Genomic DNA, 23,442 nt, shown 5'->3' on the forward strand with positions numbered 1-23,442 from the left:
GCCCGCCCGTCCGCCCGCCTCATCGCTCGGTACGGTGGACGGTGATCGCACAGAACCTTCCCGCCGGTCAATGAGAGGCTCCCCATGGAACAGCGCGTACTCGGCCGGACCGGCCGTCCCGTCTCCGTCATCGGCCTCGGCACCTGGCAGTTGGGCGCGGACTGGGGTGACGTCCGCGAGCAGGACGCGCTCGCCGTGCTGGACGCCGCGGTCGAGAGCGGTGTCACCCTGTTCGACACCGCCGACGTCTACGGCGACGGCCGCAGCGAGCAGCTGATCGGACGCCACCTGAAGGAGCGTCCGGACGCGGGCGTCTTCGTCGCCACCAAGTTCGGCCGTCGGGTCGAGCAGCGGCCGGAGCACTACAATCTCGCCAACTTCCGTGCCTGGGCGGACCGTTCCCGCACCAACCTGGGCGTGGACCGGCTCGACCTGGTGCAGCTGCACTGCCCGCCCACCCCGGTGTACTCCTCCGACGAGGTCTTCGACGCCCTGGACACGCTGGTGGCGGAGGAGCGGATCGCCGCGTACGGCGTCAGCGTCGAGACCTGTGCCGAGGCGCTGACGGCGATCGCCCGGCCGGGTGTGGCCAGTGTGCAGATCATCCTCAACGCGTTCCGGCTGAAGCCGCTGGAGCGGGTGCTGCCGGCGGCCGCGGATGCGGGCGTCGGCATCCTCGCCCGGGTGCCGCTCGCCTCCGGTCTGCTCTCCGGCCGTTACACCCGGGACACCGTCTTCCCGGCGGACGACCACCGCACCTACAACCGGCACGGCGAGGCCTTCGACCAGGGCGAGACCTTCTCCGGAGTGGATTTCGCGACGGGTGTCGAGGCGGCCGTCGAGTTCTCGGCGCTCGTCCCGGCGGGGGCCACCCCCGCCCAGACGGCGCTGCGCTGGATCGTCCAGCAGCCGGGCGTGACCACGGTGATCCCGGGGGCCCGCAACCCCGAGCAGGCCCGCGCCAATGCGGCGGCCGCCGCGCTGCCGCCGCTCTCCGACGCCGCCCTGGAGGCCGTCCGCGACCTCTACGACCGCCGGATCCGCCCGCAGGTCCACGACCGCTGGTGAGCCGCCGGGGCCGCCCGGTCGGCGCGCACCCGCGTCAGAGCGCCACCACCGGGCGGCCGAGCAGGTCGTCGCACCAGTCGCCGTCGTCGAGCAGTTCCGCGAGCTCCGGGTCGCGGTACGCGGTGGCCAGCGGCAGCCAGGCCAGGAAGGCGCCGTAGCCGCCGCAGGTGGCGGATCCGCCGTCCCCGCCGCACATCACCGCCGGATCCGCGGTGACCTCCGGCCGGTACGGGTCCTGCGCGATGCGCAGCCCGAAGGCGTTGGGCCGGTGCTGCGGGCCGTCGGGGGCGCTGAGCGGGTCGTCGGCGTCCGGGTGGGTGGCGCCCCAGCGGAACAGCGTCGGCGCGCCGGCCCCGCAGGCGTACTCCCACTCGTCCGGGGTGGGCAGCCGCCAGCCGTGCGCCTCGAAGTCGACCTCCCCGGCGTCGACCGCCTCGACGCCCACCAGCAGCGCCGGGATCCGCACTGTCCGGACGGGGCTCAGCACGCCGGCCAGGTACGCGCGCAGATCCGTCGGGAAGCCGAAGCCGCGGCAGCTTTCCGCGTACGAGGCCGCCTGCTCCGGCGTCGCCTCGAAGGCCACCGCGTCGAAGCCCAGCTGTACCTCGCCGCCGGGCACCAGCGCGAAATCCCGCCCGTGCAGCACCACGGTGGCCGTCCCGTCCGGCGCCACCGCCCAGCCGTCCGCCCCGAGCCGTTCCGCGGCCGTCCGCAGCACCCGGCTCCGCCACTCGTCCGCGCCGTCCCGCCAGGCCCGCAGCGCCAGCTCCCCGATCTCCATGTCCGGGATCCTGTCACCCGCCCCCGACACCGGGGCGCCCCCCCGGCGCGACCCGTGCGCCCCGGCGACACCCCTAGGCTGGAGGAAGCACCCGCCACCGTCGGAGGGAGTGGCCGCCATGACCGAGCCGACCGCCGGGCGCCCGCACATGCCCGGGTACGGCATCCGGCCCGCGGACGAGGGCACCGGACTGCTCAGCTGGGAGTGGGCCGAGAAGCGTCTGGCCGGTTCGCACGACTACTGGGTGTGCTCGGTGCGCCCCGACGGCCGTCCGCATACCATGCCGGTCTGGGGCGTCTGGCTGGACGGCGCGTTCTGGTTCTCCAGCAGCGTCTCCTCCCGCAAGATGCGCAATCTCGCGGAGCGGCCCGACTGTGTGGTCGCCACCGAGGACCCGCGGGACCCGGTCGTGCTGGAGGGGCGGGCCGAGGCCACCGCCGAGCGGGCCGAGATCGCCGCCTTCCTGGCGGCGCTGAACGCCAAGTACGCGGTGGCGTACGGCATCGGCTTCCTCGACCCGGCGGTCAACGCCACCGTGCGGGTCCGCCCGGACCAGGCGATCGGCCTGCTGCACACCGACTTCCGCGGCTCGCCGACCCGCTGGCGCTTCACCGACGAGGACTGACCGCGACGGCCGGGGGCGCCGAGAGGCGTCTCAGGGCGCGGTGGCCGGGTCCGCCGCCTCCTTGGGCACGTCCGGCCGGCGGAACCACGAGCCCTGCACGGCCCACTGCACGAGCATCAGGATCACGCCCAGCACCAGCGCGCCGATGCCGATGACCGTCACACCACCGGTCTTGCCGAAGATCGGCAGGTCGATCGAGGTCGAGCCGTAGTCCGGGTCGGCGTACACGTCGAAGGCGCCGTAGCAGAAGAAGTACAGCAGCATCAGGCCGCCGAGCAGCGGGGCGACGCCCTTGAGGACGAAGTCCTTGACACTGCGGGTCAGCACCTTGCGGTAGTACCAGACGCAGGCGAAGCCGGTCAGGCCGTAGTAGAAGGCGATGCCGAGGCCGACCGAGGCGATCGAGTCGGCGAGGACGTTGCCGCTGATCGCGGTGAGCAGCACGTAGAAGGCGATCGAGGCGAGGCCCATGCCGATGGTCGACCAGGTCGGGGTGAGGTGGCGGGGGTGCACCCGGCCGAAGTGGGAGGGCAGCGCCTTGTGGGCGGCCATCGAGAAGCTGGTGCGCGCGGTCGGCAGGATGGTCGTCTGGGTGGACGCCGCCGACGAGGTCAGCACCATGAAGATCATCAGCTTGCTGAGGAACCCGCCGAAGCCGCTGGTGCCGAACACGGCGTCACCGAGCCCCGACAGCACGTCCCCCGAGTTGTCCTCGTTGCCGAGCCCGATGCCCTCCGTGCCGACGCCCGCGAAGGCCATCGCCGCGGTCGACACCAGGGCGTAGATGAGCAGCAGCAGGACGGTCGAGATGACGGCGGCCCGGCCCGGCGTGCGGGCGGCGTCCGCCGTCTCCTCGTTGACGGACACCGCGGTGTCCCAGCCCCAGTAGATGAACACCGCGGAGAGGATGCCCGCGGTGAACGCCGTCGACGATGACACCTCGAACGGGTTGAACCAGGAGCCGTCCACCGTGATCGCCGTGGACGGCGGGTTCGAGCCGTACACCTTGACCAGCGCGGTCACCGAGAGCAGCACCAGCATCACGACCTCGATGCACAACAGCCATCGCTGCAGGGCCGCGGACAACTCGATGCCGATGTAACAGATCCACGTCATGACGACGATCCAGACGACGCCGGCGACGGTCGTCCAGGTCGTCGAGTTCGCCAGCGAGTCCAGGCCGAACAGCTGGAAGCCGTACACACCCGCGATCTGCGCCAGGTTCGCCATCACGATGATGTCGGCGACGATGATGCCCCAGCCGCCCATCCAGCCCGTCCGCGGGCCGAACGCCCGCGCCGCCCAGGTGAACGTCGTCCCGCAGTCCGGGTCGGAGGCGTTCAACTCCTTGTAGGAGAAGGCGATCAGCAGCATGGGGATGAACGCCAGGATGGTGATGATCGGCGCCTGCAGGCCGACCCCGACCACGATGATGCCCAGCGTCGCCGCCAGGCTGTATGCGGGGGCCGTGGAGGCCAGGCCGATGGCGACGGACGACACCAGACCGAGCGCGCCGGTCTTCAGACCCTTCTCGCCGGCACCCGAGCCGGTCGACCGGGGTGCGGTGGAAGGAGTCTGACTGCCGGGAGGCGTCGACACCGGACCCACCCCCTCTCTCCAGCCCGGAGGCTGTGACGGGGCCGCAAGGGGCTCGTACTTGCACCATCGTACGCCGGTACGTGCCACCCCACGCTGCATCCGCACCACCTGTGACCTGCGCAGACGTCAATTCACCCGGTGGGCCCAGTCGGCGCGGGGCCCGCCCGGGCGGCGGCGCGCAGCCGGGCGGGTGCCACCAGCAGAAAGGCGTCCAGCACCAGGTCCTCGACCTGCCGCCAGTCGACCTCGACGTCCAGGTACACCCCGATCCAGCCGCGGCCGCCCACGTACGGCGGGCGGAAGTACCGGTCCGGGGCGGCCGCCACCAGGTGCTCCTGCACCCCGGCGGCGGCCGCCGCCCAGAAAGCCGTCCGGTCGTCGTGGTGCCGGTCCGACGTCGTCGCGAACATCGGCCGGCCCGCAACCAGGCCGCCTCCCCGTGGCTCGGCCGCTCCTCGGCGCCGGGCAGCGCCAGGCACACCGCACGCAGCCGTTCCACCGCGGCGGCCCGGCGCGTCCCCTCCTTCCGGCCCGAGGCGCGGCCCGCCGCCTCAGCCACGGACGCGCGGCTCACCGCGGTACGTGCCGAAGTACCAGCGGTTGCCCTCCGGGTCGCGGGCGGCGAAGTCCCGCGAGCCGTAGTCCGTCTCGTGCAGGTCGTCCACGATCTCGGCGCCCGCGGCGGCGGCCCGCGCGTGCACCGCGTCGGGGTCCGCCGTCACCACGTACGCCCCGAAGCTGCCCGGCGGGGTCGGACCGCTGTTCTCCGCACCGTCCGGGTCCTCGCGGACCGAACCCAGCATCACCCCGCCGCCCTCCGGCCAGCTCAGCTGGGCGTGGTGCACCACGGCACCCTCCCCGTACACCACCGTCTCCTCGAAGCCGAACGCCTCCACCAGGAAGGCGATCAGCTTGCGCGCGTCGTGCGCCCGCAGCGTCGGCCACACCTGTGGTGCGGGCGCCCCGTCCGGGACCTCTGCCGTACCCATCACTCCACCTCCGTGCCGTCGGCCGGTGCCGGCACGGAGCCGTGCGGTCGCACCCCGTGCCGTCACACCCCGTGCCGTCACACCCCAGCCTGCACCGCCCCCGGCACCCCGGCTTGGACGAATCGGAACTCCTCCGCCAGCCACACGCTCGGCGCGACGCCCGCCAGCGAACGGAACTCCCTGGCCAGGTGCGCCTGGTCGAAGTAGCCGCACCTCGCCGCGAGTTCGGCCAGCCGGCCGCCTCCCGACGCGGCCATCCGGCGGGCCCGGTCGAAGCGCACCACCCGGGCCGCGGCCTTCGGCGACAGCCCCGTCTCCAGCCGGAACCGCGCCGCGAGGTGCCGCTCGCTCCAGCCGACCTCCGCCGCCAGCGCCGACACCGGCAGCCGCCCTCCGCTGCGCCGCAGCAGCGCCCACACCCGCCGCACCTCCGGCGCCGCCTCGCCGTACGGCTCCGCGAGGCGCGGCAGCAGCGCGTCCAGCACCGCGAACCGCTCCGGCCAGCCGGACGCGGCGAGCAGCCGCTCCCGGACCTCCCCGGCGAGCGGCCCCAGCAGGTCCTCGGCCGGCAGGTCCAGGCCCGCCAGCTCGCCCGCCGGCAGCCCCAGCAGCGGGCGCGCGGCCAGCGGGTCCAGCGCCACCTGGATGCCGGACTGCCGACCCGGGTGGGTGATCAGTGCCGGCGTGGTGTGCAGTCCGCCGAGCAGCGCCGTGTAGTCCTGCGGTCCGCGGCCTGGCTCGGGATGCACCGCCACCGTCAGCGGGTCGTCCAGCGTGAAGATCAGCGTCAGCCACGGCGAGGGCAGCCCCCGGTGCCGGCCCGGCGGCAGACCGGCCTGCCGGTAGCCGGAGTACCGGGCCGCGTACCGCGCCATCGCCCCGGTCGGCCGCGCGCAGGGGCCCTCGTCCACCACCGCCTCGTCCACCCCGCCAGTATCGGCCCGCCGGGCGCTGCACGCGGTGCCCGGATGAGATCCGGGTCACATCCGGCGGGGTGGATGTCACACCTGGGCCCCCTGTGCTGCTCTCGATCGGTGACCGCACACGGGAGGCACACCATGACCGGCACCGCAGCGACCGGCAGCACGGACGACGGCGACGGGGCGACCCAGGACTTCGTCGACCACCGCGACCTGCTCTTCTCGATCGCCTACAGCATGCTCGGCACCGTCGCCGACACCGAGGACGTGCTGCAGGAGACCTGGCTCGCCTGGGCCGGCCGCGGCACCGCGCGGATCGACAACACCCGCGCCTACCTGGTGCGGATCGCCGTCAACAAGGCGCTCGCCCGCCGGGCAGCGGTCACCCGCCGCCGGGAGACCTACTTCGGCCCCTGGCTGCCCGAGCCGCTGGTCGCCCCCGCCGGCACCGAACCGCCCGCCGGCACCGCCGAGGAGGCCGAGCAGGCCGAATCGGTCTCGATGGCCCTGATGGTCGTCCTGGAGACGCTCTCCCCCCTGGAACGGGCCGTCTTCGTGCTGCACGAGGTCTTCGGCTACCAGCACACCGAGATCGCCGACCTGCTCGGCCGCAGCCCCGCCGCCGTCCGCCAGACCGCCCACCGCGCCCGCGAGCACGTGCACGCCCGGCGCCCCCGCTACCGCACCGACGCCGCGTTGCGACGCCGCGTCACCGAGCGGTTCGCCGCGGCCGTCGGCGGCGGCGACCTGCACGCACTGCTCGACCTGCTCGCCCCCGACGTCACCCTGTGGGCCGACGGCGGCGGCCGGGCCCCGGCCGCGGGGCGCCTGCCCGTGCACGGCCGCGAACACGTCGCCCGGACGCTGATGGCCGGCGCCGCGCGGAACGCCGCCACCCTGCACGTCCGCTGGGCGCGGGCCAACGGCGACCCCTCGGCGGTCCTGTTCGCCGGCGACGAGCCGTTCGCCGTGCTGGTCGTCGAGCCGACCGCCGACGGCGACCACGTCCGCGACATCTACTTCGTGACCAACCCCGAGAAGCTCACCCGCATCCCCTGACCCACCGGGAGAAGACCGTGAAGATCACCGTCGTCGCCGCCACCGGCGGCATCGGCCGCCACCTCCTCGACCAGGCGCTGGCCGCCGGCCACCAGGCCACCGTGCTCGTCCGCAACCCCGACCGGCTCACCCCCGAGCAGCGGGCGTCCGACCGGACACGGGTCGTCACCACCGACCTCGCCGACCCGGACCCGGCAGCCGTGGAACGCGCCGTGGACGGCGCCGACGCCGTCCTCTCCGGCCTCGGCGCCCGCTCCAACGCCGAGGCGGGCGTCGCCGAGCGCGGCACCCGCGCCCTCGTCCGCGCGATGCGCAGCACCGGTACCCGGCGGATCGTCGTGGTCAGTGCCGCACCCGTGGGCACCGTTCCCTCGCCCGGCCGCCCCACCCCGCCCCGGTACGACCCCGGCGACGGCTTCCTGATGCGCCACCTCTTCGGGCCCGCCGTCAAGGCCGCGCTCCGGCCGCACTACGCCGACCTCGCCCGGATGGAGGACGAACTGCGGGGCAGCGGGCTGGACTGGACGGTCGTCCGCCCGCCCCGGCTCACCGACGGACCTGCCACCGGCACCGTCCGGACGGCCCGCGGGCAGAACGTGCGCGGCGGCTGGACCGTCCCGCGCGCCGAGGTCGCCCGGCAGATGCTGCGGCTGCTCGACGACCCGCAGGCCGTCGGCGAGGTGATCGCGGTGGCCCGCTGAGCCGTCGCCGTCGCCGTTGCCGTTGCCGTTGCCGTTGCCGTCGCCGGTGCTGCCGTCGTCGCCCGGGCGCGGGCGGCACCGCCGCGGTGTCCCGTGCTCAGGCGGCGGCCGGCAGCCGGTCGGCCACATGCCGGACGCTCTCGACGGGTGCCGCCGGCGCGGGCAGGACCGGGGTGCCGAACACCGCCGCCTGCGCTGCCGCGGCCAACTCGCGGCGGCCCACCGCACCCGCCGGGATCGGCGCACGGAACTCCACCTCCGCCACCAGCCCGCGGGCGGCGAGCACCCGGCGCAGCGAGGAGAGCAGCCCGTCCTCGCCGACGAACGCCGCGACGGTCGCCGTCCGCCCGTCCGCCAGCCGGTAGCTCAGCGCCATCGGCTGGACGGTCGCCCCGGCCCGGACGGCCGCCTCGAACAACGCCGGCCGGAACCGCCCGCCGCGCCGCCCGCACCAGGTGCTCCCTTCCGGGAACACTGCCACCCGCTCGCCACGGCGCAGCGCCGCCGCGATCGCGTCCACGGTGGCCGGCAGCGTGCGCAGCCGGTCCCGGTCCAGGAAGAGGGTGCCCGCCCAGGCCGCCACCGGGCCGAGCAGCGGCCAGGCCCGTACCTCCGTCTTCGCCAGCATCCGGCTCGGCCGGACGGCCGCCACCAGCAGGATGTCCAGCCACGACACGTGGTTGGCCACCAGCAGCACGCCGCGGTCGGTCCGCACGCCGCGGTCGGTCCGCACGCCGCCGTCCGTCCGCGGTGCCGGGCCCGCCCGCAGCTCCACCCCGAGCGAGCCGATCACCAGCCGCGCCCAGCGCCGCACCAGCCGCTCGCGCAGCACCGGCGTGCAGCAGCCGCGCACCAGGGGCGCCAGCGCCGCCCCGGCCAGCAGCAGTGCCGCGCAGGAGGCGGCGCGCAGCAGCTGCCGCCCGGGTCCGACCGCCGGGTGGGGGGCGGCCACGCAGTCCTCCGGCGTGCAGGGCGCCGTCGGCAGCCAGGCGCTCACAAGGCGGGCCCGGCGGACAGGAAGTGCCGCAGGTAGCGCGGGTCGGTCCGCTCCAGCGACAGCAGCACGTACAGGTCGGCGACGCCGAAGTCCGGGTCGTGCGCGGGCTCGCCGCACACCCAGGCGCCCAACCGCAGGTAGCCCCGGAGCAGCGGCGGGATCGCCGCGCGGGCCGGCCGGGCGACGCCCTCGTGGTCCCAGGGGCGCAGCGGCGACACCCGGTACTCCTCCGGCGCGAGGTGCTTGGCGAGGACGGCGTCGCGGACGCCGGCCGCCTCCGTGCCGCCGTCCGCCAGCGGGACGGAGCAGCAGCCCGCCACCCAGGTGTTGCCGGTGGTCGTCAGGTAGCGGGCGATGCCGCCCCACATCAGGTTGATCACGGCGCCGCTGCCGCGGTGGTCCGGGTGGATGCAGGACCGGCCGACCTCCACCAGGCCGTCCCGCAGCCCGGCCAGCCGGGACAGGTCGAACTCGGTGTCGGAGTACAGCCGGCCGGCCCAGCGCGCCGCCTCCGGGCGCAGCAGCCGGTAGGTGCCGACCACCTCGTTGGTGCCGTTCTCGCGGACGAGCAGGTGGTCGCAGTGGTCGTCGAAGGCGTCGACGTCCAGGCCGGGCAGCGGGCTGTCCAGGGCGGCGCCCATCTCCTCGGCGAACACCCGGTGGCGCAGCCGCTGAGCGGCCCGTACATCGCCCTCGTCCTGGGCCAGCGCGACGCTGTAGCCGACCGGCACGGGAGCCTGCGGGATCCGGGCGGCGGCCTGGGGAGCGGCGGCCCGGTCGGGGACGGACGGTGTGAGGACGGGGGCGGTGGTCATCTCGGCTCTCCCTGCTCGTGGACGGGACTGGACGCACTGCGCTCCGGACCGGCCCTTGTCCCGTCACGCTCATGACGGGCGGGTCACCCGTATGTCTCCCGTGGCAGGTCGGCATCGAGGTGGCCACCCGACAGCGCGCAGATGTGGACCGGCTGAACGCCTGGCGCGGCCCGCGCACCGCCCGCCGCCGGGGTCCCCGGGGTCCGTCCCGGCCCACCCGTCCCGCACCGCACCCCCCGGTAGGGGCCCGTGCCGCCGCCCGTGGACCTTCCGTGCCCACCGGTGCGGCGTGCTGGCCACGCCCGCCGGGGGTCGGCCACACTGGCCCGATCGGGACGGGCGGCCCCGGCGGGGCCCGGCCGTGTCCGCCGTCGACGACGAGGTCGAAGGGGTCGATGCTGTGCGTGGAGATCTTCGCCGGCGCAGGGCCGCGCTGGAGGACGAGTGGTCCCGCTGGGTTCCCCACCGGGCGACCCCTCCGCAGGACTCCGCCGACGGCGCCGGAGTGCGCCCCGAGGTCGCGGACTCCTGGATCCGCTCGCTGACCACCGTCGACCCCGCCCGCACCTTCGCCCCGCACTCCGCCCCCGGCGCGCCCGGCCCCGACTGGGCGCACTCCCCGCTCCGCACCCCGGTCGACGCCGTCGCCGACGAACTCCGCGCGATCGCCGACGACGCAGGCTTCATCGCGGCCGTCACCGACGAGTCCGGCACCATCCTGTGGACCTGCGGCGGCCGCGTCATGCAGCGCAAGGCGGAACAGGTCAACTTCGCGCCCGGCGCCCGCTGGGACGAGCAGGCGATGGGCACCAACGCCCTCTCGCTCGCCCTGCGCACCGGCCGCGCCGCCACCGTCTTCTCCGCCGAGCACCTGGTCTCCGTCCTGCACGGCTGGGTCTGCTACTGCGCGCCGATCCGCCGCCCGGACGGCAGCATCGCCGGCACCCTCGACCTCTCCACCACCTGGGACCGCTCGCACCCGCTCGCGCTCTCCACCGTCCGCACCCTCGCCGCCGCCGTCGGGACCGCCCTGCCGGCAGCCCCCGGCAGCACCGCACGACCGGAGGGGCTGCGCCTCACCTGCCTCGGCCGCGAACGGGCCACCCGCAACGGCGTCCCGCTGCACCTGCCGCCGCGCCGCCTGGAGATCCTCACCCTCCTCGCCCTCGAACCCGAGGGTTTCACGGCCGAACGGCTGCGCACCGCCGTGTACGGCGACCGGCCGGTCACCGCCACCACCGTCAAGGCCGAGATCTCCCACCTGCGCCGCGACCTCGGCGGCGCCGTCTCCGCCCGTCGCTACCGGCTCACCGCGCCCGTGCGGTGCGACGCGGCCGAGGTGCGCCGCGCCCTGGCGGCCGGCGACACCGCCACCGCCGTACGGCTGTACACCGGCCCACTGCTGCCGCACTCCGACGCCCCCGCCGTCGTCGAGCACCGCGCGTACCTGGACGTCGCCGTCCGGGCCGCCGTCCTCGCCTCGGCAGACCCGGGGCCCGCCCTGCGGTACGGCGAACTCGCCCCGTACGACGCCGAGGTGCACGAGCACGCACTGCAGCTGCTCGCGCCCGGCGACGGGCGGCGTGCGGTGGCGCTGAGCCGGCTGCACGCCGCCGTCCGCGACTGACCGACTGCTCCGCCGACGGGCCCGCGGGGCGGCGCCAACCTTTCACCAACCCGAAGCGGTGAGAGTGGCCACCGTCCACGGCGGCCGGGCGACGGCCGCCGGACACCACCCCCGTACGCGTCTTTCGACGAGGAGAGCCGCCCATGGTGTACGCCCGGCCCGGAACCGAAGGCAGCATCGTCAGCTTCGCCCCCCGCTACGACAACTTCATCGGCGGCAAGTGGGTCGCCCCGGTGGAGGGCCGTTACTTCGACAACCCCTCGCCGATCACCGGGCAGACGTTCTGCCAGGTGGCCCGCTCCTCCGCGGCCGACGTCGAGCTCGCCCTGGACGCGGCCCACAACGCCGCCGAGGCCTGGGGCCGCACTTCCGTCACCGAACGCGCCAGCATCCTCAACCGGATCGCCGACCGGATCGAGCAGAACCTCGAGAAGCTGGCCGTCGCCGAGAGTTGGGAGAACGGCAAGCCCGTCCGCGAGACCCTCGCCGCCGACCTCCCGCTCGCCGTCGACCACTTCCGGTACTTCGCGGGCGTGGTCCGCGCCCAGGAGGGCGGCATCGCCGAGATCGACGCCGACACCGTCGCGTACCACTTCCACGAGCCGCTCGGCGTCGTCGGCCAGATCATCCCGTGGAACTTCCCGATCCTGATGGCGACCTGGAAGCTCGCCCCGGCGCTCGCGGCCGGCAACTGCGTCGTCCTCAAGCCGGCCGAGCAGACCCCGGTCTCCATCCTGCTGGTCGTCGAGCTGATCGCCGACCTGCTGCCGCCCGGCGTCCTCAACGTGGTCAACGGCTTCGGCGTCGAGGCCGGCAAGCCGCTCGCCTCCAGCCCCCGGGTCGCCAAGGTCGCCTTCACCGGCGAGACCACCACCGGCCGCCTGATCATGCAGTACGCCAGCGAGAACATCATCCCGGTCACCCTGGAACTCGGCGGCAAGAGCCCGAACATCTTCCTGCCGGACGTGATGGCCGCCGACGACGAGTACCTGGACAAGGCCGTCGAGGGCTTCGTGATGTTCGCCCTCAACCAGGGCGAGGTCTGCACCTGCCCGTCCCGTGCGCTCGTCCACTCGTCCATCTACGACGAGTTCATCGCCCGGTGCATCGCCCGCACCGAGGCGATCACCGCCGGCGACCCGCTCGACCCCGCCACCATGATCGGCGCCCAGGCCAGCAACGACCAGTACGAGAAGATCCTCTCCTACCTGGACATCGGCCGGCAGGAGGGCGCCGAGGTGCTCACCGGCGGCGGCGCCCGCACCGTCCCCGGCCTGGAGGGCGGCTACTACATCGAGCCGACGATCTTCCGCGGCAGCAACGACATGCGGATCTTCCAGGAGGAGATCTTCGGTCCGGTGGTCTCCGTCGCCACCTACGACACCGTCGAGGAGGCCCTGCACATCGCCAACGACACCCTCTACGGCCTCGGCGCCGGCGTCTGGACCCGCGACGGCAACACCGCCTACCGCCTCGGCCGGGCCATCAAGGCCGGCCGGGTGTGGACCAACTGCTACCACGCCTACCCGGCGCACGCGGCCTTCGGCGGCTACAAGAAGTCCGGCATCGGCCGCGAGACCCACCGGATGATGCTCGACCACTACCAGCAGACCAAGAACCTGCTGGTCAGCTACTCCGGTCAGAAGCTCGGCTTCTTCTGATGAAGCCGGCCCCCGCCAGGATCGAACTCACCGGCGCGGCAGAGGAGTTGCTGCGGACACTGGTGGCCGTGCACGGGCCGGTGATGTTCCACCAGTCCGGCGGCTGCTGCGACGGCAGCGCACCGATGTGCTACCCGCGCGGCGAGTTCCGCGTCGGCGCCTCGGACCTGCTGCTCGGCCGCGTCGCCGAAGGCGCGCCGTTCTGGATCAGCGCCGACCAATACGCCTACTGGCGGCACACCCACCTCACCGTCGACGTCGTCCCCGGCCGCGGCAGCGGATTCTCCCTGGAAGCACCCGAAGGCGTCCGCTTCCTGCTCCGCTCCCGCCTCTTCACCGACGCCGAGACCGAACTCCTCACCGCCCAGGGCCCGCCTCCGACGGGCGCCGACCACCAGGAGCAGTAGAGCGTGTCTTCAAAGGCGTACGGGTGCCTCGCAGGGGCGCAGGGAACTGCACAGTCTGGGGGTGCGCACCGTAGTGACCGGGCCGAGCCGGGATTTGTACGGCGGTCCGCATCCGAATCGCGCACTTCCGCCCCAGCCTTCGGCCGGGAGGTGCCCCCAGCGCCCCCTACGGCTGCCCGATCGCCTTTGAGGACAAGCCCTATCTTGATCTTTAAGCAACGGCCTCGAACGGGCTGCCGAACTTGATCACTCGTATCGGTAACTGCCGTACACGGAAGCGGCCTTCGCCTGATCCTGTGCTCCGACCAAGGAACACGCAGGACCAGAACGAAGGCCGTGGGCATGAGTCTGCTGTACGAGAGCGTCCGTCCGGACGGAGTCGCTGAACTGTCACGCTTGCGAGGTGAGTTCTACGCCTGTTTGACGCGGTGCGGGGATGCGGTGTTCGAGCCGGCCGACGTGGTGCTGTGCGCCGACGGGCCCGTCAGGTCGCTGGTGGAGCTCTCGCCGGTCGGCGAACACCGCCGCGGCCACGGAGGTCTCTACGACGCCTTGGCCCGCGGTCGCCTCGATGCCGACCGGCTTCGGCAGACGCTCGCGGCGGTGCCGCTGCCCCGGGCCGCCGACGGCCGGCTGGTCCTGGCGGTGGACATCACGTGCTGGCTGCGGCCGGACGCCCGCACCTCACCGCAGCGGATCCTCTGCCACACCTGCGGCCGCGGGAAAGACCAGCACATCCCCGTCCCAGGCTGGCCCTACTCGGTCATCACCGCCCTCGAGCCCGGCCGCAGCTCGTGGACCGCACCGCTGGACGCGCTGAGACTGGCGCCGGGTGATGACGCCGCCACCGTCACCGCACAGCAACTGCGCGAGCTCGTCCACCGCCTGATCACCGCCGGCCAGCGGCAGCCGGGCGACCCGGAGGTACTCATCGTCGCGGACGCCGGGTACGACGCCCCGCACCTGGCCTTCCTGCTGAAGGACCTGCCCGGTCGGGCGGTCCGGCAGCCGTCCGACCGGTCGTCGGTGAGTGGTCCATTCGTGGCCAACGCGGTGGGACGACGTCCGTGTTGCAGGGCGCCGCCCATTGTTCGAAGCAGGACCGACCGGCGAACGGGGGCGGCGAGGCCGGCCTCGTCCTCGAAGCGCGACGCGGGCAGGCTCAGTGCGCGGCATCCAACCGCGCCCGCTGGTCCGCCGTCAGCTCCAGCTCCACCGCTGCCAGGCTCTCGTCCAGCTGCGCCACCGACGACGCCCCCACCAGCGGCACGACGGGCAGCTCACCGCCGATCAGCCAGGCCAGCACCACCTGGTTCGCCGTCGCGTCCGTCTCCGCCGCGACCTCCCGCAGCACCGCCAGCCGCTTCGGCGTCCCCGCATGGTCGAAGCCCTCGCCCAGCGGCTTGTCCGAGCGGACGTAACTCCCGCCCAGCAGCGGTGAGTACGCCACCAGGGCCAGGCCCGGCTCCGAGCGCAGGTAGCTCAGCACCTCGCCGTCCGCGACCCCGATCGTGCCGTCCGCGGAGCGCAGCGACGGCAGATCGGTGCGGTGCCGCAGATAGCTGTGGTGGTACTGCAGCACCTCCCACCCCGGCAGGCCCGCCGTGGCCGCCAGCGCCCGGCCGCGCTCCACCCGCCACATCCGGTGGTTGCTCACCCCGAGCAGCCCGACCGTGCCCTCCGCCGCCAGCGAGCTGAACGCCTCCACCGTCTCGGCGAGTTCGGTTCGCGGATCCTCGATGTGCGCGTACAGCAGGTCGATCCGGTCGGTGCCGAGCCGCTCCCGGCTGCGCTCCGCCGACTCCCGCACGGTCTTCGCCGACAGGCCCTCCACGTCCAGGGTGAATCCCCGCGACGGCGCGAGCGGCCGGGCACCGAGCTTGGTGGCGACCACCACCTCGTCGCCGATCCCGCGGCTGCGCCGCCACCGGCCGAGCAGCGCCTCGCTCTCGCCGCCCTGTGAACCCTCCACCCAGAAGGCGTAGTTGTTAGAGGTGTCGACGAAGGTGCCGCCCGCCTCGACGAACCGGTCCAGCAGGGCGAAGGAGGTCCGCTCGTCCACCACGGTGCCGAACAGCATCGCCCCCAGGCTCAGCACGCTCACCTCGCGGCGGGTCGACGGCCCTGTGCCGATCGTGCGGTACTTCATCGCTGCTCCTCGGTTCTCGCCTGTTCCCTCGCGGGGACGAACGGTTCGGAGTCTGCCGGTTGGAGTGCACGCGAAGTCAACGCCGCCGCGGCGGTGGCGGGAACGCGCAGGTGCGCTACGGTCGTCCGACCCACCGGGCGCGCCGCAGCCGCGGCGGGCCGACCCGCACCGGACGGAAGGCAGGCCTGAAGCCGTGTCCCAGCACCATCCGCACCACGTGCAGCAGCAGAGCGGCCCGCCGCCGCGCCCCGGCCGGGCCTGGTGGTGGCTGCCCGAGCACGAGCGCCGCCGCCGCAGGGAGCAGCGCCGCGCCCGCGAGGAGTGGAAGCGCCGCAACAAGCGGACGAAGGGCGACAACGACTGCTGCGACGCCTGCGACTGTCTCGGCGACATCGCCGACCCCTGCATGATCGCCCTGATCCCGGTCATGCTGGCCTCCGTGCTGAAGGCCGCCGCCGGCCGGGGCCGAGGCCGGATTGCCGCCGACCCTGCCGCCCCCGTCCCGGCCGGGCCGCTCGCGGCCGGCCTGTACGACGCCGTCCGCTTCTACCGCACCCGGATCAGCCCCACCCGGGCTGCCCGCTGCCCCTACACCCCGTCCTGCTCCACCTACGCCGTGCAGGCCCTCCACCGGCACGGGGCGCTGCGCGGCAGCCGCCTGACCGCAGGCCGCCTGCTGCGCTGCCGCCCGGGCACGGACGGCGGACACGACCCCGTCCCCGGGCGGTGAGCCCGGGCGGCCTGGCAGGCTGGTCGGATGGTCACCGTCGATGACGTGCGCCGGCTGGCGCTCTCGCTGCCCCGGACGGAAGAGGCGCTGGTCCGCGACCGGATCAAGTTCAGGGTGGGCCGGATCGTCTACCTCGCCTTCAACCGCGAGGAGTCGGTCCTCGGCTTCGCCTTCCCCAGGGAAGAGCGGGAGGCCCTGATCACCTCCGCCCCGGACACCTTCCTGCCGCCCGACCCCGCCGACGAACGCTTCAACTGGGTCCAGGTCCGCACCGCGGCCATCGACACCGACGAGATGCGCGAACTCGTCCTGGACGCCTGGCGCATGGTCGTCCCCCGCCGCGTCGCCGAGGCCCACCTCGGCGGGGGCGGCCACGTGTCCGGGTGACGCTAGGACTTGGGACTGGTCGCATGCTCCGGGCAGCCGTGACAGAAGCAGCCGTCCAGGAACACCGCCGCCTTGGGGCCGGGGAAGAGGATGGCCACGGCACGGCGCGGTATCCCCGGCACCTTCGCGTTCACGCGGTAGCGCAGGCCCCACGCGGAGAGCAGACGTCGCACCGCCAATCCTGGGCGGCGTCGCGCGAGGCCTGGCGGCTCATGCGCGCGGCGACGGAGGGTGAGGACGCGGTCGGTGGCGTGGGGCCAATTCTCCGCCGTCCCACCTGACACTGTGGAGGGAGGAGACCGCGCCGCCGCAATGCAGAAGTGCGGGTCGGGACTGCTCCCGACCCGCACTCCGTGCAGCTGTGTCCGAGGGGGGACTTGAACCCCCACGCCCGATAAAGGGCACTAGCACCTCAAGCTAGCGCGTCTGCCATTCCGCCACCCGGACGGGGTGTGTTGCCTCGGGGTTTCCGTTTCCTTCGCCCCCTGGCGACAGAGAGAACATTACCAGGCCGCGGGAGTGCTTCTCACCTGCGTTTCTGCTGCTCGGGGCGGACGGCGCGGAACGATCCGAGCATATGGGCATGGATCGCCTTCAATCGGACATCGGCCCGGCCGTGGCGGAGGGGCTCACTCTGCTCGCCGCGCTCCTCTTCCCCAGGGCCGGTACCGACCGCCCTCGGCGGCTGCGGACCGTACGTCGATCGGGCGCCCCGTACGGCGCGCTCGACCTCGCGATCGGACTGCCGACGCTCGCATACCGGCCCAGCGGTTCCCGCCGCGCACCGGGCCGCTCCATGGCGCTGTCGCCGGAGTTCGACGGACTCGGCCTGATCAGCCTCGGTGCGAGCGCCTGCCGGGTGATCGGCGTGATCGGCACGGTCGAGGAGGCGTACGGTCGACCGCGGCAGGCGGCGGGGCCCGGGCATGGAGCCGTACCGGCCGGCCGGCGCGGCCGCGGACTCCCGCCAGGGTGTGCCCGGAAGGGGCCCGCGCGGACGTGGAGACCCCGGTGTCCGGCCGTGCTGATCTGGGAAAACCTCCCACGGTGTGACCGTTCCGCTGGTACAACGAATCGTGACCGGGCCGAAGTGGTCCGATCGCGTTCGCATGTGGTCTGAACAGTTCACCCGCCGCCAGTTTCCAGTACCTGGGCCAGTGGCCGACGGGTGCTCTCCTAGCCTCTGTGGACCAAGGGAGCCTTGAGCGGAACGCCCGATTCCCGAGAGGCCGCCGGCCGGCGCCGCCGTGCGCACGGCTCGCGGCAGAGCCTCCCGTCACGATGCGAAGGGTGGCTTGACGTGGAACACATCAGCGGGGCGGCCTCGAGCACCTCCACGGACCCCGGCTCCCCGGACGGGGCCGCGGCCAGACAGCCGGGCGCCGGCCCGGAGCCCGGAGCGTGGCGGTTCGTCGCCGATGCGCAGGAGGCCGCCGTCCCGCAGACCCGCCACGCGGTCCGCGACCGCCTCCTCGCCCAGGGCATGGCCGGCGAGCGCTACCAGGAGCTGATCGACGACCTGCTGCTGATCGTCTCCGAGCTGGTGAGCAACGCGGTGACGCACGCCGCGGTGGTCTCGCCCCGTCTGAGCACGGAGCTCGCCATCGGCGAGGGCTGGGTGCGGATCTCGGTGGAGGACCTCCACCCCTACCGGCCGAAGGCGCTGGAGAGCGACCTGGGCAACCTCGGCGGCCGCGGCCTGCTGCTGGTCAAGAGCGTCACCCTGCAGGCCGGCGGCACCTGCGACGTGGAGCGTACCGAGGGCGGCGGCAAGGTGATCTGGGCCTCCCTGCCGCTGCCGGCCCCGCGCACGCCGGAGCCGGAGGGCCACCTCTGGTGAGATTCGGGTGAGACGCAGCAGGCCGGGAGCGGACGGGGCCGCCCGAGCCTGCGGCAGGAGGACTACCAGCCGCGCCCGGTGATCTCCCGGATGCCCGGCCGCGCCGCCTCGAAGACCGTCCGGAACCAGGCGGAGAATGGCTTCTCCGCCTCCAGCTCCTTCAGCTCCTCCTCGGTGACGAAGCGCGTCTCGGCGATCTCGTCCGGGTCCGGCGCGAGGTCGGCGGTGACCAGGCCGACGAACAGGTGGTTCCACTCGCGCTCGATCAGGCCGGAGGCCTCGTCCGGCAGGTCGTAGCGGACGGTGCCGGCCTCGCAGAGCAGGGCGGGTGCGATGCCGAGCTCCTCCGCGGTGCGGCGTGCGGCCGCGACGAAAGGCTGCTCGCCCGGGTAGGGGTGGCCGCAGCAGGTGTTCGACCACACGCCGGGGGAGTGGTACTTGCCGAGGGCGCGGCGCTGGAGCAGCAGCCGGCCCTGCTGGTCGAAGAGGAAGACCGAGAAGGCGCGGTGCAGACGGCCCGGCTGCTGGTGGGCGGAGAGCTTCTCCGCGGTGCCGATGGTGAAGCCGTCGTCGTCGACCAGTTCCAGCAGGATCTCGGTGGCGGGCTGCGCCGCACGGCCGGCGCCCGCGCCGGCACCGGGGCCTCTGTCGAGATCCGTGTCGATCTCCGGGAGGAGGTGCGTCCGGCTGGTCGACGAGATGTCGGACATGGGGTCCCCTTCGCAAGTGGCGTCGGGCCCCAAGTCTGCCCCATGGCCGGGGGTCCCGCGGTCGCGACGCACGTGGGGCCCGGGAAGGGGCGAATGACCGGACGATGTGTTCGGGCCCTGACCGAATTCGTTGCGCAGCCTTCACCTTGTGTCCGTTCGAAGGTCGTACGTACGCCCGATGTCCGCCCGTCCGCGGCTTGAATGCCGGGCTCACCGTCCGGAATGATGATCCGCACGGTCGGCGGTCGGAACGGCCACCGGCCGCGGTGACGCGCCGCCCGCCCGCACTGCCGGGCGCCCGCGTGCGGCGCCCCGTTGAGCAGGGGATGCCCCGTTTCGGGGGCAAACGGGCCGTCCGGTAGCCTCAACCGGTGCGCCGGGCCCGATGGGCAGCGCCACCACCACACCCCGTCCCACCGCTCGCCGCTGCGGCCGGATCCCGCCCGTACCGTCGAACGTTCGCACCGTCAGGGAGTGAGTCCCGCTGTCCACTGTGATCGTGACCGGCGCCGAGCCGTCGGCCGCCCCGGGAGCCGGCGACCAGCTCCCGCTCAGCACTACGGGCGGTTACGGGACGGGCCCCACCGCCACCGTGACCACGGTGCCGATCCCGACCCAGGCCGACCGCAGCCCCGACCTCACCGCGGCCGGCGCCCCCGCCGGCGTCCGCGGCGCCGTCACCGCCCCCGGTCCGCTCGCCGCCGACCTCGCGGCGATCGGCTTCGGCCGGATCCTGCACGCCCGGGACGCCGTCGAACTCGCCGGCCTGCTCGCGGCCGCCGACCCGGCCGAGCGGATCGCCGTCATAGACGCCGGCTTCGTCGGCCACCGGCACGCCCTGCGCCTCGCCCTGACCGACCCGCGCTTCCCGGCCGGCGCCGTCCCCGGTGCCCTCGCGGTCAACGGCACCGCCGCCCGCGAGGCCCTGGTCGCCGCCGCCCACGGCCTCACCGGCCACGAGCCGAACCTCCCGGACGCCCTGGCCGGCGCCGTGCAGCGCGGCGGCATCCCCGTCCAGCGCCCCGAGCTCGGCACCCTGGTCGCGACCGTCCCCGCCACCGCGGACGAGCTGGCCGCCGCCCGCGCCGCCGTCGCCGAGGTCGACGAGGAGGCGGTGCGGCTGCGCCGCGCCGTGAAGGCCCGCGACGGCTTCTTCACCACCTACTGCGTCAGCCCGTACTCGCGCTACATCGCCCGCTGGTGCGCCCGCCGCGGCCTCACCCCGAACCAGGTCACCACGGCCTCCCTGGTCACCGCGCTCGCCGCGGCCGCCAGTGCGGCCACCGCGACCCGGCCCGGCTTCGTCGCCGCCGGCCTGCTGCTGGTCCTCTCCTTCGTGCTGGACTGCACCGACGGGCAGCTCGCCCGCTACTCGCTGCAGTACTCCACGGTCGGCGCCTGGCTGGACGCCACCTTCGACCGGGCCAAGGAGTACTCCTTCTACGCGGGCCTCGCGATCGCGGCCACCCGCACCGGCGACCACGTGTGGGCGCTCGCCCTCGCCGCGATGGTGCTGATGACCTTCCGGCACAGCGTCGACTTCGCCTTCATGGCCGCCGACCAGGAGACCGCCCGCAACCCCACCACCGCGGGCAGCAAGGTCGAGGCGGCCAACTCCAGCCCCACCGCCCAGCTCTCCAACCGGCTCGACCGGGTCGGCTGGACGGTCTGGGCCCGCCGCATCATCGTGCTGCCGATCGGCGAGCGATGGGCCCTGATAGCCCTGCTCACCGCGCTCACCACCCCCCGCACCACGCTCACCGTGCTGCTGATCGGCTGCGCCCTGGCCTGCTGCTACACCACCGCCGGCCGGGTGCTGCGCTCGGTCAACCGGCGCCGTCCGCGCACCGACCAGGCCGCCCGCGAGGTCGCCGTCCTCGCCGACGGCGGACCGCTCGCCGAGCTGCTCGCCCCGGTGCTGCGCCCCGTCGCCCGCCGGCTGCCCGGCCTCGCCGTCCCGGTGCTCGCCGCGCTCGCCGCGGCCGGCCTGCCCGTCGCCGTCTACCTGCTCGGCGGCACCTGGGCCTCGGTCGGCGCCGCCGCCGGCTACGTGCTGCTCAGCTCGCTCGTCCTGGCCAGGAAGCCGAACGGCGCCCTGGACTGGCTGGCCCCCGCGTTCTTCCGCGCCGGCGAGTACCTGACCGTCCTCGCGCTCGCACTGCGCCTGGACACCGCCTCCCTCCCGGCCGCGTTCGGGCTGGTCGCGGCCGTCGCCTACCATCACTACGACACGGTGTACCGCCTCCGCGGCGGCACCGGCGCGCCGGCCCGCTGGCTGGTTCGCGCGACCGGCGGCCAGGAGGGACGGGCCCTGCTCGTCACCCTCTTCGCCGCCCTCGTGTACGGCGGTGCCCCCACCGGGGCCGTCGGCCACGAGGGGCCCGGAGCTGCCGCCCTGCAGGGCGGCCTGGTGGCCCTGGCCGCCGTCCTGGCCCTGGTCGTCGTCGCCGAGTCCATCCACTTCTGGGTGTTCGGCGACGCCACGGCAGAACACGACGAATCAGGAGACACCGCATGATCGGCCTCGTCCTGGCCGCCGGCGCAGGCCGCCGGCTCCGCCCGTACACCGACACCCTGCCCAAGGCGCTGGTGCCGGTCGACGGGGACCGGACCGTCCTGGACCTCACCCTCGGCAACTTCGCCGAGGTGGGGCTGCGCGAGGCCGCCGTCGTGGTCGGGTACCGCAAGGAGGCCGTGTACGACCGCAAGGACGCGCTGGAGCAGAAGTACGGCGTCAAGCTCACCCTGGTCGAGAACGACAAGGCCGAGGAGTGGAACAACGCCTACTCCCTGTGGTGCGCCCGCGAGCTGTTCGGCGAGGGCCTGCTGCTCGCCAACGGCGACACCGTGCACCCGGCGTCCGTCCAGCGCACCATGCTCGACGGCAACGACCGGATGGCCAAGGAGGGCAACGCCCCCGGCATCCTGCTCGCCCTGGACACCGTGAAGAAGCTCGCCGACGAGGAGATGAAGGTCGTCGTCGACCCCGCCCTCGGCATGCGCCGCATCACCAAGCTGATGGACCCGGCCGAGGCCACCGGCGAGTACATCGGTGTCACGATCATCAACCCGTCCGCCAAGGACGCCCTCGCCGACGCCCTGCAGGCCACCTTCGAGCGCGACCCGCAGCTCTACTACGAGGACGGCTACCAGGAGATGGTCGACCGCGGCCTGCGCGTCGACGTGCAGCCGATCGGCGAGGTCTCCTGGGTCGAGGTCGACAACCACGACGACCTGGCCCGCGCGCGGGAGATCGCGTGCCAGTACTGACCCGGCTGCTGCCCTCGCCGGTCTTCGTGGAGATCCGCGCGGGCGCCCTCGACGCGCTCGGCGGGATCCTCGCCGACCAGCGGCTGTCCGCCTCCGGGCGGATAGCGGTGGCGATCAGCAACGGCTCCGGCGCGGTGCTCCGGGAGCGGCTCGAACCGCTGCTCCCGGGCGCCGCCTGGTTCGAGGTCGCCGACGGCACCCTCGACGCGGCGGTCCGGCTGGCCGACGAGATGCGCGGCGGCCACTTCGACGCGCTGGTTGGCCTCGGCGGCGGCAAGATCATCGACGCGGCGAAGTACGCCGCGGCCCGGGTCGGCCTGCCGATCGTCGCGGTGGCCACCAACCTCGCGCACGACGGCATCTGCTCGCCGGTCTCGATCCTCGACAACGACGCCGGGCGCGGCTCCTACGGCGTGCCCAGCCCGATCGGGATCGTCGTCGACCTCGACGTCATCCGCCGGGCGCCGCAGCGCTTCGTCGCGGCCGGCATCGGCGACGTCATCTCCAACATCTCGGCCTGCGCCGACTGGGAGCTGTCGAACCGGGTCACCGGCGAGCCGCTCGACGGCCTGGCCGTCGCGATGGCCCGCTCGGCCGGCGAGAACCTGCTGCGCCACCCCGGCGGCCTGGAGGACGAGGACCTCCTGATGGCCCTGTCGGAAGCCCTGGTACTGTCCGGCATCGCGATGAACATCGCGGGCAGCACCCGGCCCTCCTCGGGTGCCTGTCACGAGATCTCGCACGCCCTGGACGTGCTGTACCCCAAGCGGTCCGCCCAGCACGGCGAGCAGGTCGGCCTCGGTGCCGCCTTCGCCAGCCACCTGCGGGGCGAGTACGAGCTGACCGGTCTGATCGTGGAGCGCCTGGCGAGCCACGGACTGCCGGTGACCGCCGACCGGATCGGCTTCACCGAGGCGGAGTTCACCGAGGCGGTGCACTACGCCCCGAACACCCGCCCGGGCCGCTTCACCATCCTGGAACACCTCGACCTCTCCCCAACCGACATCAGGGACGCGTACGCCGACTATGTCAAAGCAGTCCACCGCTGACACCCCCTCGGTCGCCCCGGTCGACCTGACCCGCCGCCCCTCCATCGAGGAGCTGCGG

At 73.9% G+C, this 23,442-nt stretch carries 22 protein-coding genes, 1 tRNA gene and 2 pseudogenes; 14 read left to right on the forward strand and 11 right to left on the reverse strand.

Annotation, left to right across the window (positions count from 1 at the left end):
* The first annotated feature begins 84 nt into the window (after positions 1–84).
* Entirely contained in the window at positions 85–1,068 is a 984-nt protein-coding gene (locus tag KSNIM_RS29310; protein WP_263106143.1) for an aldo/keto reductase, read from the forward strand.
* A 34-nt stretch (positions 1,069–1,102) separates the two neighbouring features.
* Here KSNIM_RS29310 and KSNIM_RS29315 read toward each other — a convergent pair whose 3' ends face one another.
* Entirely contained in the window at positions 1,103–1,849 is a 747-nt protein-coding gene (locus KSNIM_RS29315; protein WP_263106144.1) for a formylglycine-generating enzyme family protein, read from the reverse strand.
* Between the two features lie 118 nt (positions 1,850–1,967).
* On the opposite strand from KSNIM_RS29315, the gene KSNIM_RS29320 reads away from it, so the two are divergent.
* Positions 1,968–2,474 carry a pyridoxamine 5'-phosphate oxidase family protein gene (locus tag KSNIM_RS29320; protein WP_263106145.1) on the forward strand — a complete coding sequence of 169 codons (507 nt, stop codon included), beginning with the start codon at positions 1,968–1,970 and terminating at the stop codon, positions 2,472–2,474.
* A gap of 30 nt (positions 2,475–2,504) precedes the next feature.
* Here the strand turns inward: KSNIM_RS29320 and KSNIM_RS29325 are convergent, their stop codons facing one another.
* From KSNIM_RS29325 to KSNIM_RS29340, 4 genes are all read right to left on the reverse strand, one after another.
* Positions 2,505–4,073, reverse strand: coding sequence for an APC family permease (locus tag KSNIM_RS29325; protein ID WP_263106146.1), 1,569 nt, complete (start codon positions 4,071–4,073; stop codon positions 2,505–2,507).
* Between the two features lie 131 nt (positions 4,074–4,204).
* Complete coding sequence (locus KSNIM_RS29330) at positions 4,205–4,483, reverse strand: MmcQ/YjbR family DNA-binding protein (protein WP_263106147.1); 279 nt, start codon at positions 4,481–4,483, stop codon at positions 4,205–4,207.
* A 141-nt stretch (positions 4,484–4,624) separates the two neighbouring features.
* Complete coding sequence (locus tag KSNIM_RS29335) at positions 4,625–5,062, reverse strand: VOC family protein (protein WP_263106148.1); 438 nt, start codon at positions 5,060–5,062, stop codon at positions 4,625–4,627.
* 77 nt (positions 5,063–5,139) lie between these two features.
* Positions 5,140–5,988, reverse strand: a complete 849-nt coding sequence (locus KSNIM_RS29340; RefSeq protein ID WP_263106149.1) for a helix-turn-helix domain-containing protein — start codon at positions 5,986–5,988, stop codon at positions 5,140–5,142.
* Between the two features lie 132 nt (positions 5,989–6,120).
* Here KSNIM_RS29340 and sigJ point away from each other — a divergent pair, with 132 nt between their 5' ends.
* Positions 6,121–7,041 carry an RNA polymerase sigma factor SigJ gene (sigJ, locus tag KSNIM_RS29345; protein ID WP_263106150.1) on the forward strand — a complete coding sequence of 307 codons (921 nt, stop codon included), beginning with the start codon at positions 6,121–6,123 and terminating at the stop codon, positions 7,039–7,041.
* Positions 7,042–7,058: 17 nt separating this feature from the next.
* The gene (locus KSNIM_RS29350) at positions 7,059–7,742 is read left to right on the forward strand and encodes an NAD(P)-dependent oxidoreductase (protein WP_263106151.1); all 684 of its coding nucleotides are present in this window, start codon (positions 7,059–7,061) and stop codon (positions 7,740–7,742) included.
* Between the two features lie 97 nt (positions 7,743–7,839).
* On the opposite strand, the gene KSNIM_RS29355 is transcribed toward KSNIM_RS29350, so the two are convergent.
* Both KSNIM_RS29355 and KSNIM_RS29360 read right to left on the reverse strand, forming a co-directional pair.
* The gene (locus tag KSNIM_RS29355) at positions 7,840–8,739 is read right to left on the reverse strand and encodes a lysophospholipid acyltransferase family protein (RefSeq protein ID WP_411543792.1); all 900 of its coding nucleotides are present in this window, start codon (positions 8,737–8,739) and stop codon (positions 7,840–7,842) included.
* A complete protein-coding gene (locus tag KSNIM_RS29360) occupies positions 8,736–9,554 on the reverse strand; it encodes a GNAT family N-acetyltransferase (RefSeq protein WP_263106154.1) in 819 nt (272 codons plus the stop codon). The genes KSNIM_RS29355 and KSNIM_RS29360 overlap by 4 nt, the downstream gene beginning before the upstream one ends.
* A gap of 400 nt (positions 9,555–9,954) precedes the next feature.
* Between KSNIM_RS29360 and KSNIM_RS29365 the strand changes: the two genes are divergently transcribed.
* The 4 genes and pseudogenes from KSNIM_RS29365 to KSNIM_RS29380 form a co-directional block, all read left to right on the forward strand.
* Positions 9,955–11,181, forward strand: a complete 1,227-nt coding sequence (locus KSNIM_RS29365; protein ID WP_263106155.1) for a GAF domain-containing protein — start codon at positions 9,955–9,957, stop codon at positions 11,179–11,181.
* 143 nt (positions 11,182–11,324) lie between these two features.
* The gene (adh, locus tag KSNIM_RS29370; RefSeq protein WP_263106156.1) at positions 11,325–12,842 is read left to right on the forward strand and encodes an aldehyde dehydrogenase; all 1,518 of its coding nucleotides are present in this window, start codon (positions 11,325–11,327) and stop codon (positions 12,840–12,842) included.
* Positions 12,842–13,249 (forward strand): DUF779 domain-containing protein, encoded by a 408-nt coding sequence (locus KSNIM_RS29375; protein WP_263106157.1) that lies wholly within the window; start codon positions 12,842–12,844, stop codon positions 13,247–13,249. The genes adh and KSNIM_RS29375 overlap by 1 nt, the downstream gene beginning before the upstream one ends.
* A 342-nt stretch (positions 13,250–13,591) precedes the next feature.
* A pseudogene (locus KSNIM_RS29380) lies at positions 13,592–14,269 on the forward strand (transposase); the annotation flags it as partial.
* A gap of 142 nt (positions 14,270–14,411) precedes the next feature.
* Here the strand turns inward: KSNIM_RS29380 and KSNIM_RS29385 are convergent.
* Positions 14,412–15,398 (reverse strand): aldo/keto reductase, encoded by a 987-nt coding sequence (locus KSNIM_RS29385; RefSeq protein WP_263106158.1) that lies wholly within the window; start codon positions 15,396–15,398, stop codon positions 14,412–14,414.
* A gap of 193 nt (positions 15,399–15,591) precedes the next feature.
* Between KSNIM_RS29385 and yidD the strand changes: the two genes are divergently transcribed.
* On the forward strand, positions 15,592–16,128 hold the full coding sequence (gene yidD, locus KSNIM_RS29390) for a membrane protein insertion efficiency factor YidD (RefSeq protein ID WP_263106160.1): 537 nt from the start codon (positions 15,592–15,594) through the stop codon (positions 16,126–16,128).
* 27 nt (positions 16,129–16,155) lie between these two features.
* Positions 16,156–16,515, forward strand: a complete 360-nt coding sequence (locus tag KSNIM_RS29395; RefSeq protein ID WP_263106162.1) for an MmcQ/YjbR family DNA-binding protein — start codon at positions 16,156–16,158, stop codon at positions 16,513–16,515.
* A gap of 5 nt (positions 16,516–16,520) precedes the next feature.
* Here KSNIM_RS29395 and KSNIM_RS29400 read toward each other — a convergent pair.
* Positions 16,521–16,777 (reverse strand): annotated as a pseudogene (locus KSNIM_RS29400) (very short patch repair endonuclease); the annotation flags it as partial.
* 100 nt (positions 16,778–16,877) lie between these two features.
* Positions 16,878–16,962: transfer RNA gene (locus KSNIM_RS29405), tRNA-Leu, on the reverse strand.
* 853 nt (positions 16,963–17,815) lie between these two features.
* Between KSNIM_RS29405 and KSNIM_RS29410 the strand changes: the two genes are divergently transcribed.
* Positions 17,816–18,355: an ATP-binding protein gene (locus KSNIM_RS29410; protein ID WP_411543793.1), complete on the forward strand. Its 540-nt coding sequence runs from the start codon at positions 17,816–17,818 to the stop codon at positions 18,353–18,355.
* Between the two features lie 62 nt (positions 18,356–18,417).
* Here KSNIM_RS29410 and idi read toward each other — a convergent pair whose 3' ends face one another.
* Positions 18,418–19,065: an isopentenyl-diphosphate Delta-isomerase gene (gene idi, locus KSNIM_RS29415; protein ID WP_263106164.1), complete on the reverse strand. Its 648-nt coding sequence runs from the start codon at positions 19,063–19,065 to the stop codon at positions 18,418–18,420.
* Positions 19,066–19,780: 715 nt separating this feature from the next.
* On the opposite strand from idi, the gene KSNIM_RS29420 reads away from it, so the two are divergent.
* The 3 genes from KSNIM_RS29420 to KSNIM_RS29430 are packed head-to-tail and all read left to right on the forward strand — an operon-like array spanning position 19,781 to position 23,384.
* A complete protein-coding gene (locus tag KSNIM_RS29420; protein ID WP_411543893.1) occupies positions 19,781–21,583 on the forward strand; it encodes a DUF5941 domain-containing protein in 1,803 nt (600 codons plus the stop codon).
* Positions 21,580–22,335, forward strand: coding sequence for a phosphocholine cytidylyltransferase family protein (locus KSNIM_RS29425; protein ID WP_263106165.1), 756 nt, complete (start codon positions 21,580–21,582; stop codon positions 22,333–22,335). Before KSNIM_RS29420 ends, KSNIM_RS29425 begins: the two co-directional genes overlap by 4 nt.
* On the forward strand, positions 22,323–23,384 hold the full coding sequence (locus KSNIM_RS29430; RefSeq protein WP_263106166.1) for an iron-containing alcohol dehydrogenase family protein: 1,062 nt from the start codon (positions 22,323–22,325) through the stop codon (positions 23,382–23,384). The genes KSNIM_RS29425 and KSNIM_RS29430 overlap by 13 nt, the downstream gene beginning before the upstream one ends.
* Positions 23,385–23,442 lie beyond the last annotated feature (58 nt).

The sequence above is a fragment of the Kitasatospora sp. DSM 101779 genome (genome assembly GCF_025655475.1).
GTDB lineage: Bacteria > Actinomycetota > Actinomycetes > Streptomycetales > Streptomycetaceae > Kitasatospora.

Excerpts from the sequence above, each read along its gene's own strand:
- KSNIM_RS29310 (WP_263106143.1), top strand. The coding sequence starts at position 85 with ATGGAACAGCGCGTACTCGGCCGGACCGGCCGTCCCGTCTCCGTCATC.
- KSNIM_RS29315 (WP_263106144.1), bottom strand. The coding sequence starts at position 1,849 with ATGGAGATCGGGGAGCTGGCGCTGCGGGCCTGGCGGGACGGCGCGGAC.
- KSNIM_RS29320 (WP_263106145.1), top strand. The coding sequence starts at position 1,968 with ATGACCGAGCCGACCGCCGGGCGCCCGCACATGCCCGGGTACGGCATC.
- KSNIM_RS29330 (WP_263106147.1), bottom strand. The coding sequence starts at position 4,483 with ATGTTCGCGACGACGTCGGACCGGCACCACGACGACCGGACGGCTTTC.
- KSNIM_RS29335 (WP_263106148.1), bottom strand. The coding sequence starts at position 5,062 with ATGGGTACGGCAGAGGTCCCGGACGGGGCGCCCGCACCACAGGTGTGG.
- sigJ (WP_263106150.1), top strand. The coding sequence starts at position 6,121 with ATGACCGGCACCGCAGCGACCGGCAGCACGGACGACGGCGACGGGGCG.
- KSNIM_RS29360 (WP_263106154.1), bottom strand. The coding sequence starts at position 9,554 with ATGACCACCGCCCCCGTCCTCACACCGTCCGTCCCCGACCGGGCCGCC.
- adh (WP_263106156.1), top strand. The coding sequence starts at position 11,325 with ATGGTGTACGCCCGGCCCGGAACCGAAGGCAGCATCGTCAGCTTCGCC.
- KSNIM_RS29375 (WP_263106157.1), top strand. The coding sequence starts at position 12,842 with ATGAAGCCGGCCCCCGCCAGGATCGAACTCACCGGCGCGGCAGAGGAG.
- KSNIM_RS29385 (WP_263106158.1), bottom strand. The coding sequence starts at position 15,398 with ATGAAGTACCGCACGATCGGCACAGGGCCGTCGACCCGCCGCGAGGTG.
- KSNIM_RS29395 (WP_263106162.1), top strand. The coding sequence starts at position 16,156 with ATGGTCACCGTCGATGACGTGCGCCGGCTGGCGCTCTCGCTGCCCCGG.
- idi (WP_263106164.1), bottom strand. The coding sequence starts at position 19,065 with ATGTCCGACATCTCGTCGACCAGCCGGACGCACCTCCTCCCGGAGATC.
- KSNIM_RS29425 (WP_263106165.1), top strand. The coding sequence starts at position 21,580 with ATGATCGGCCTCGTCCTGGCCGCCGGCGCAGGCCGCCGGCTCCGCCCG.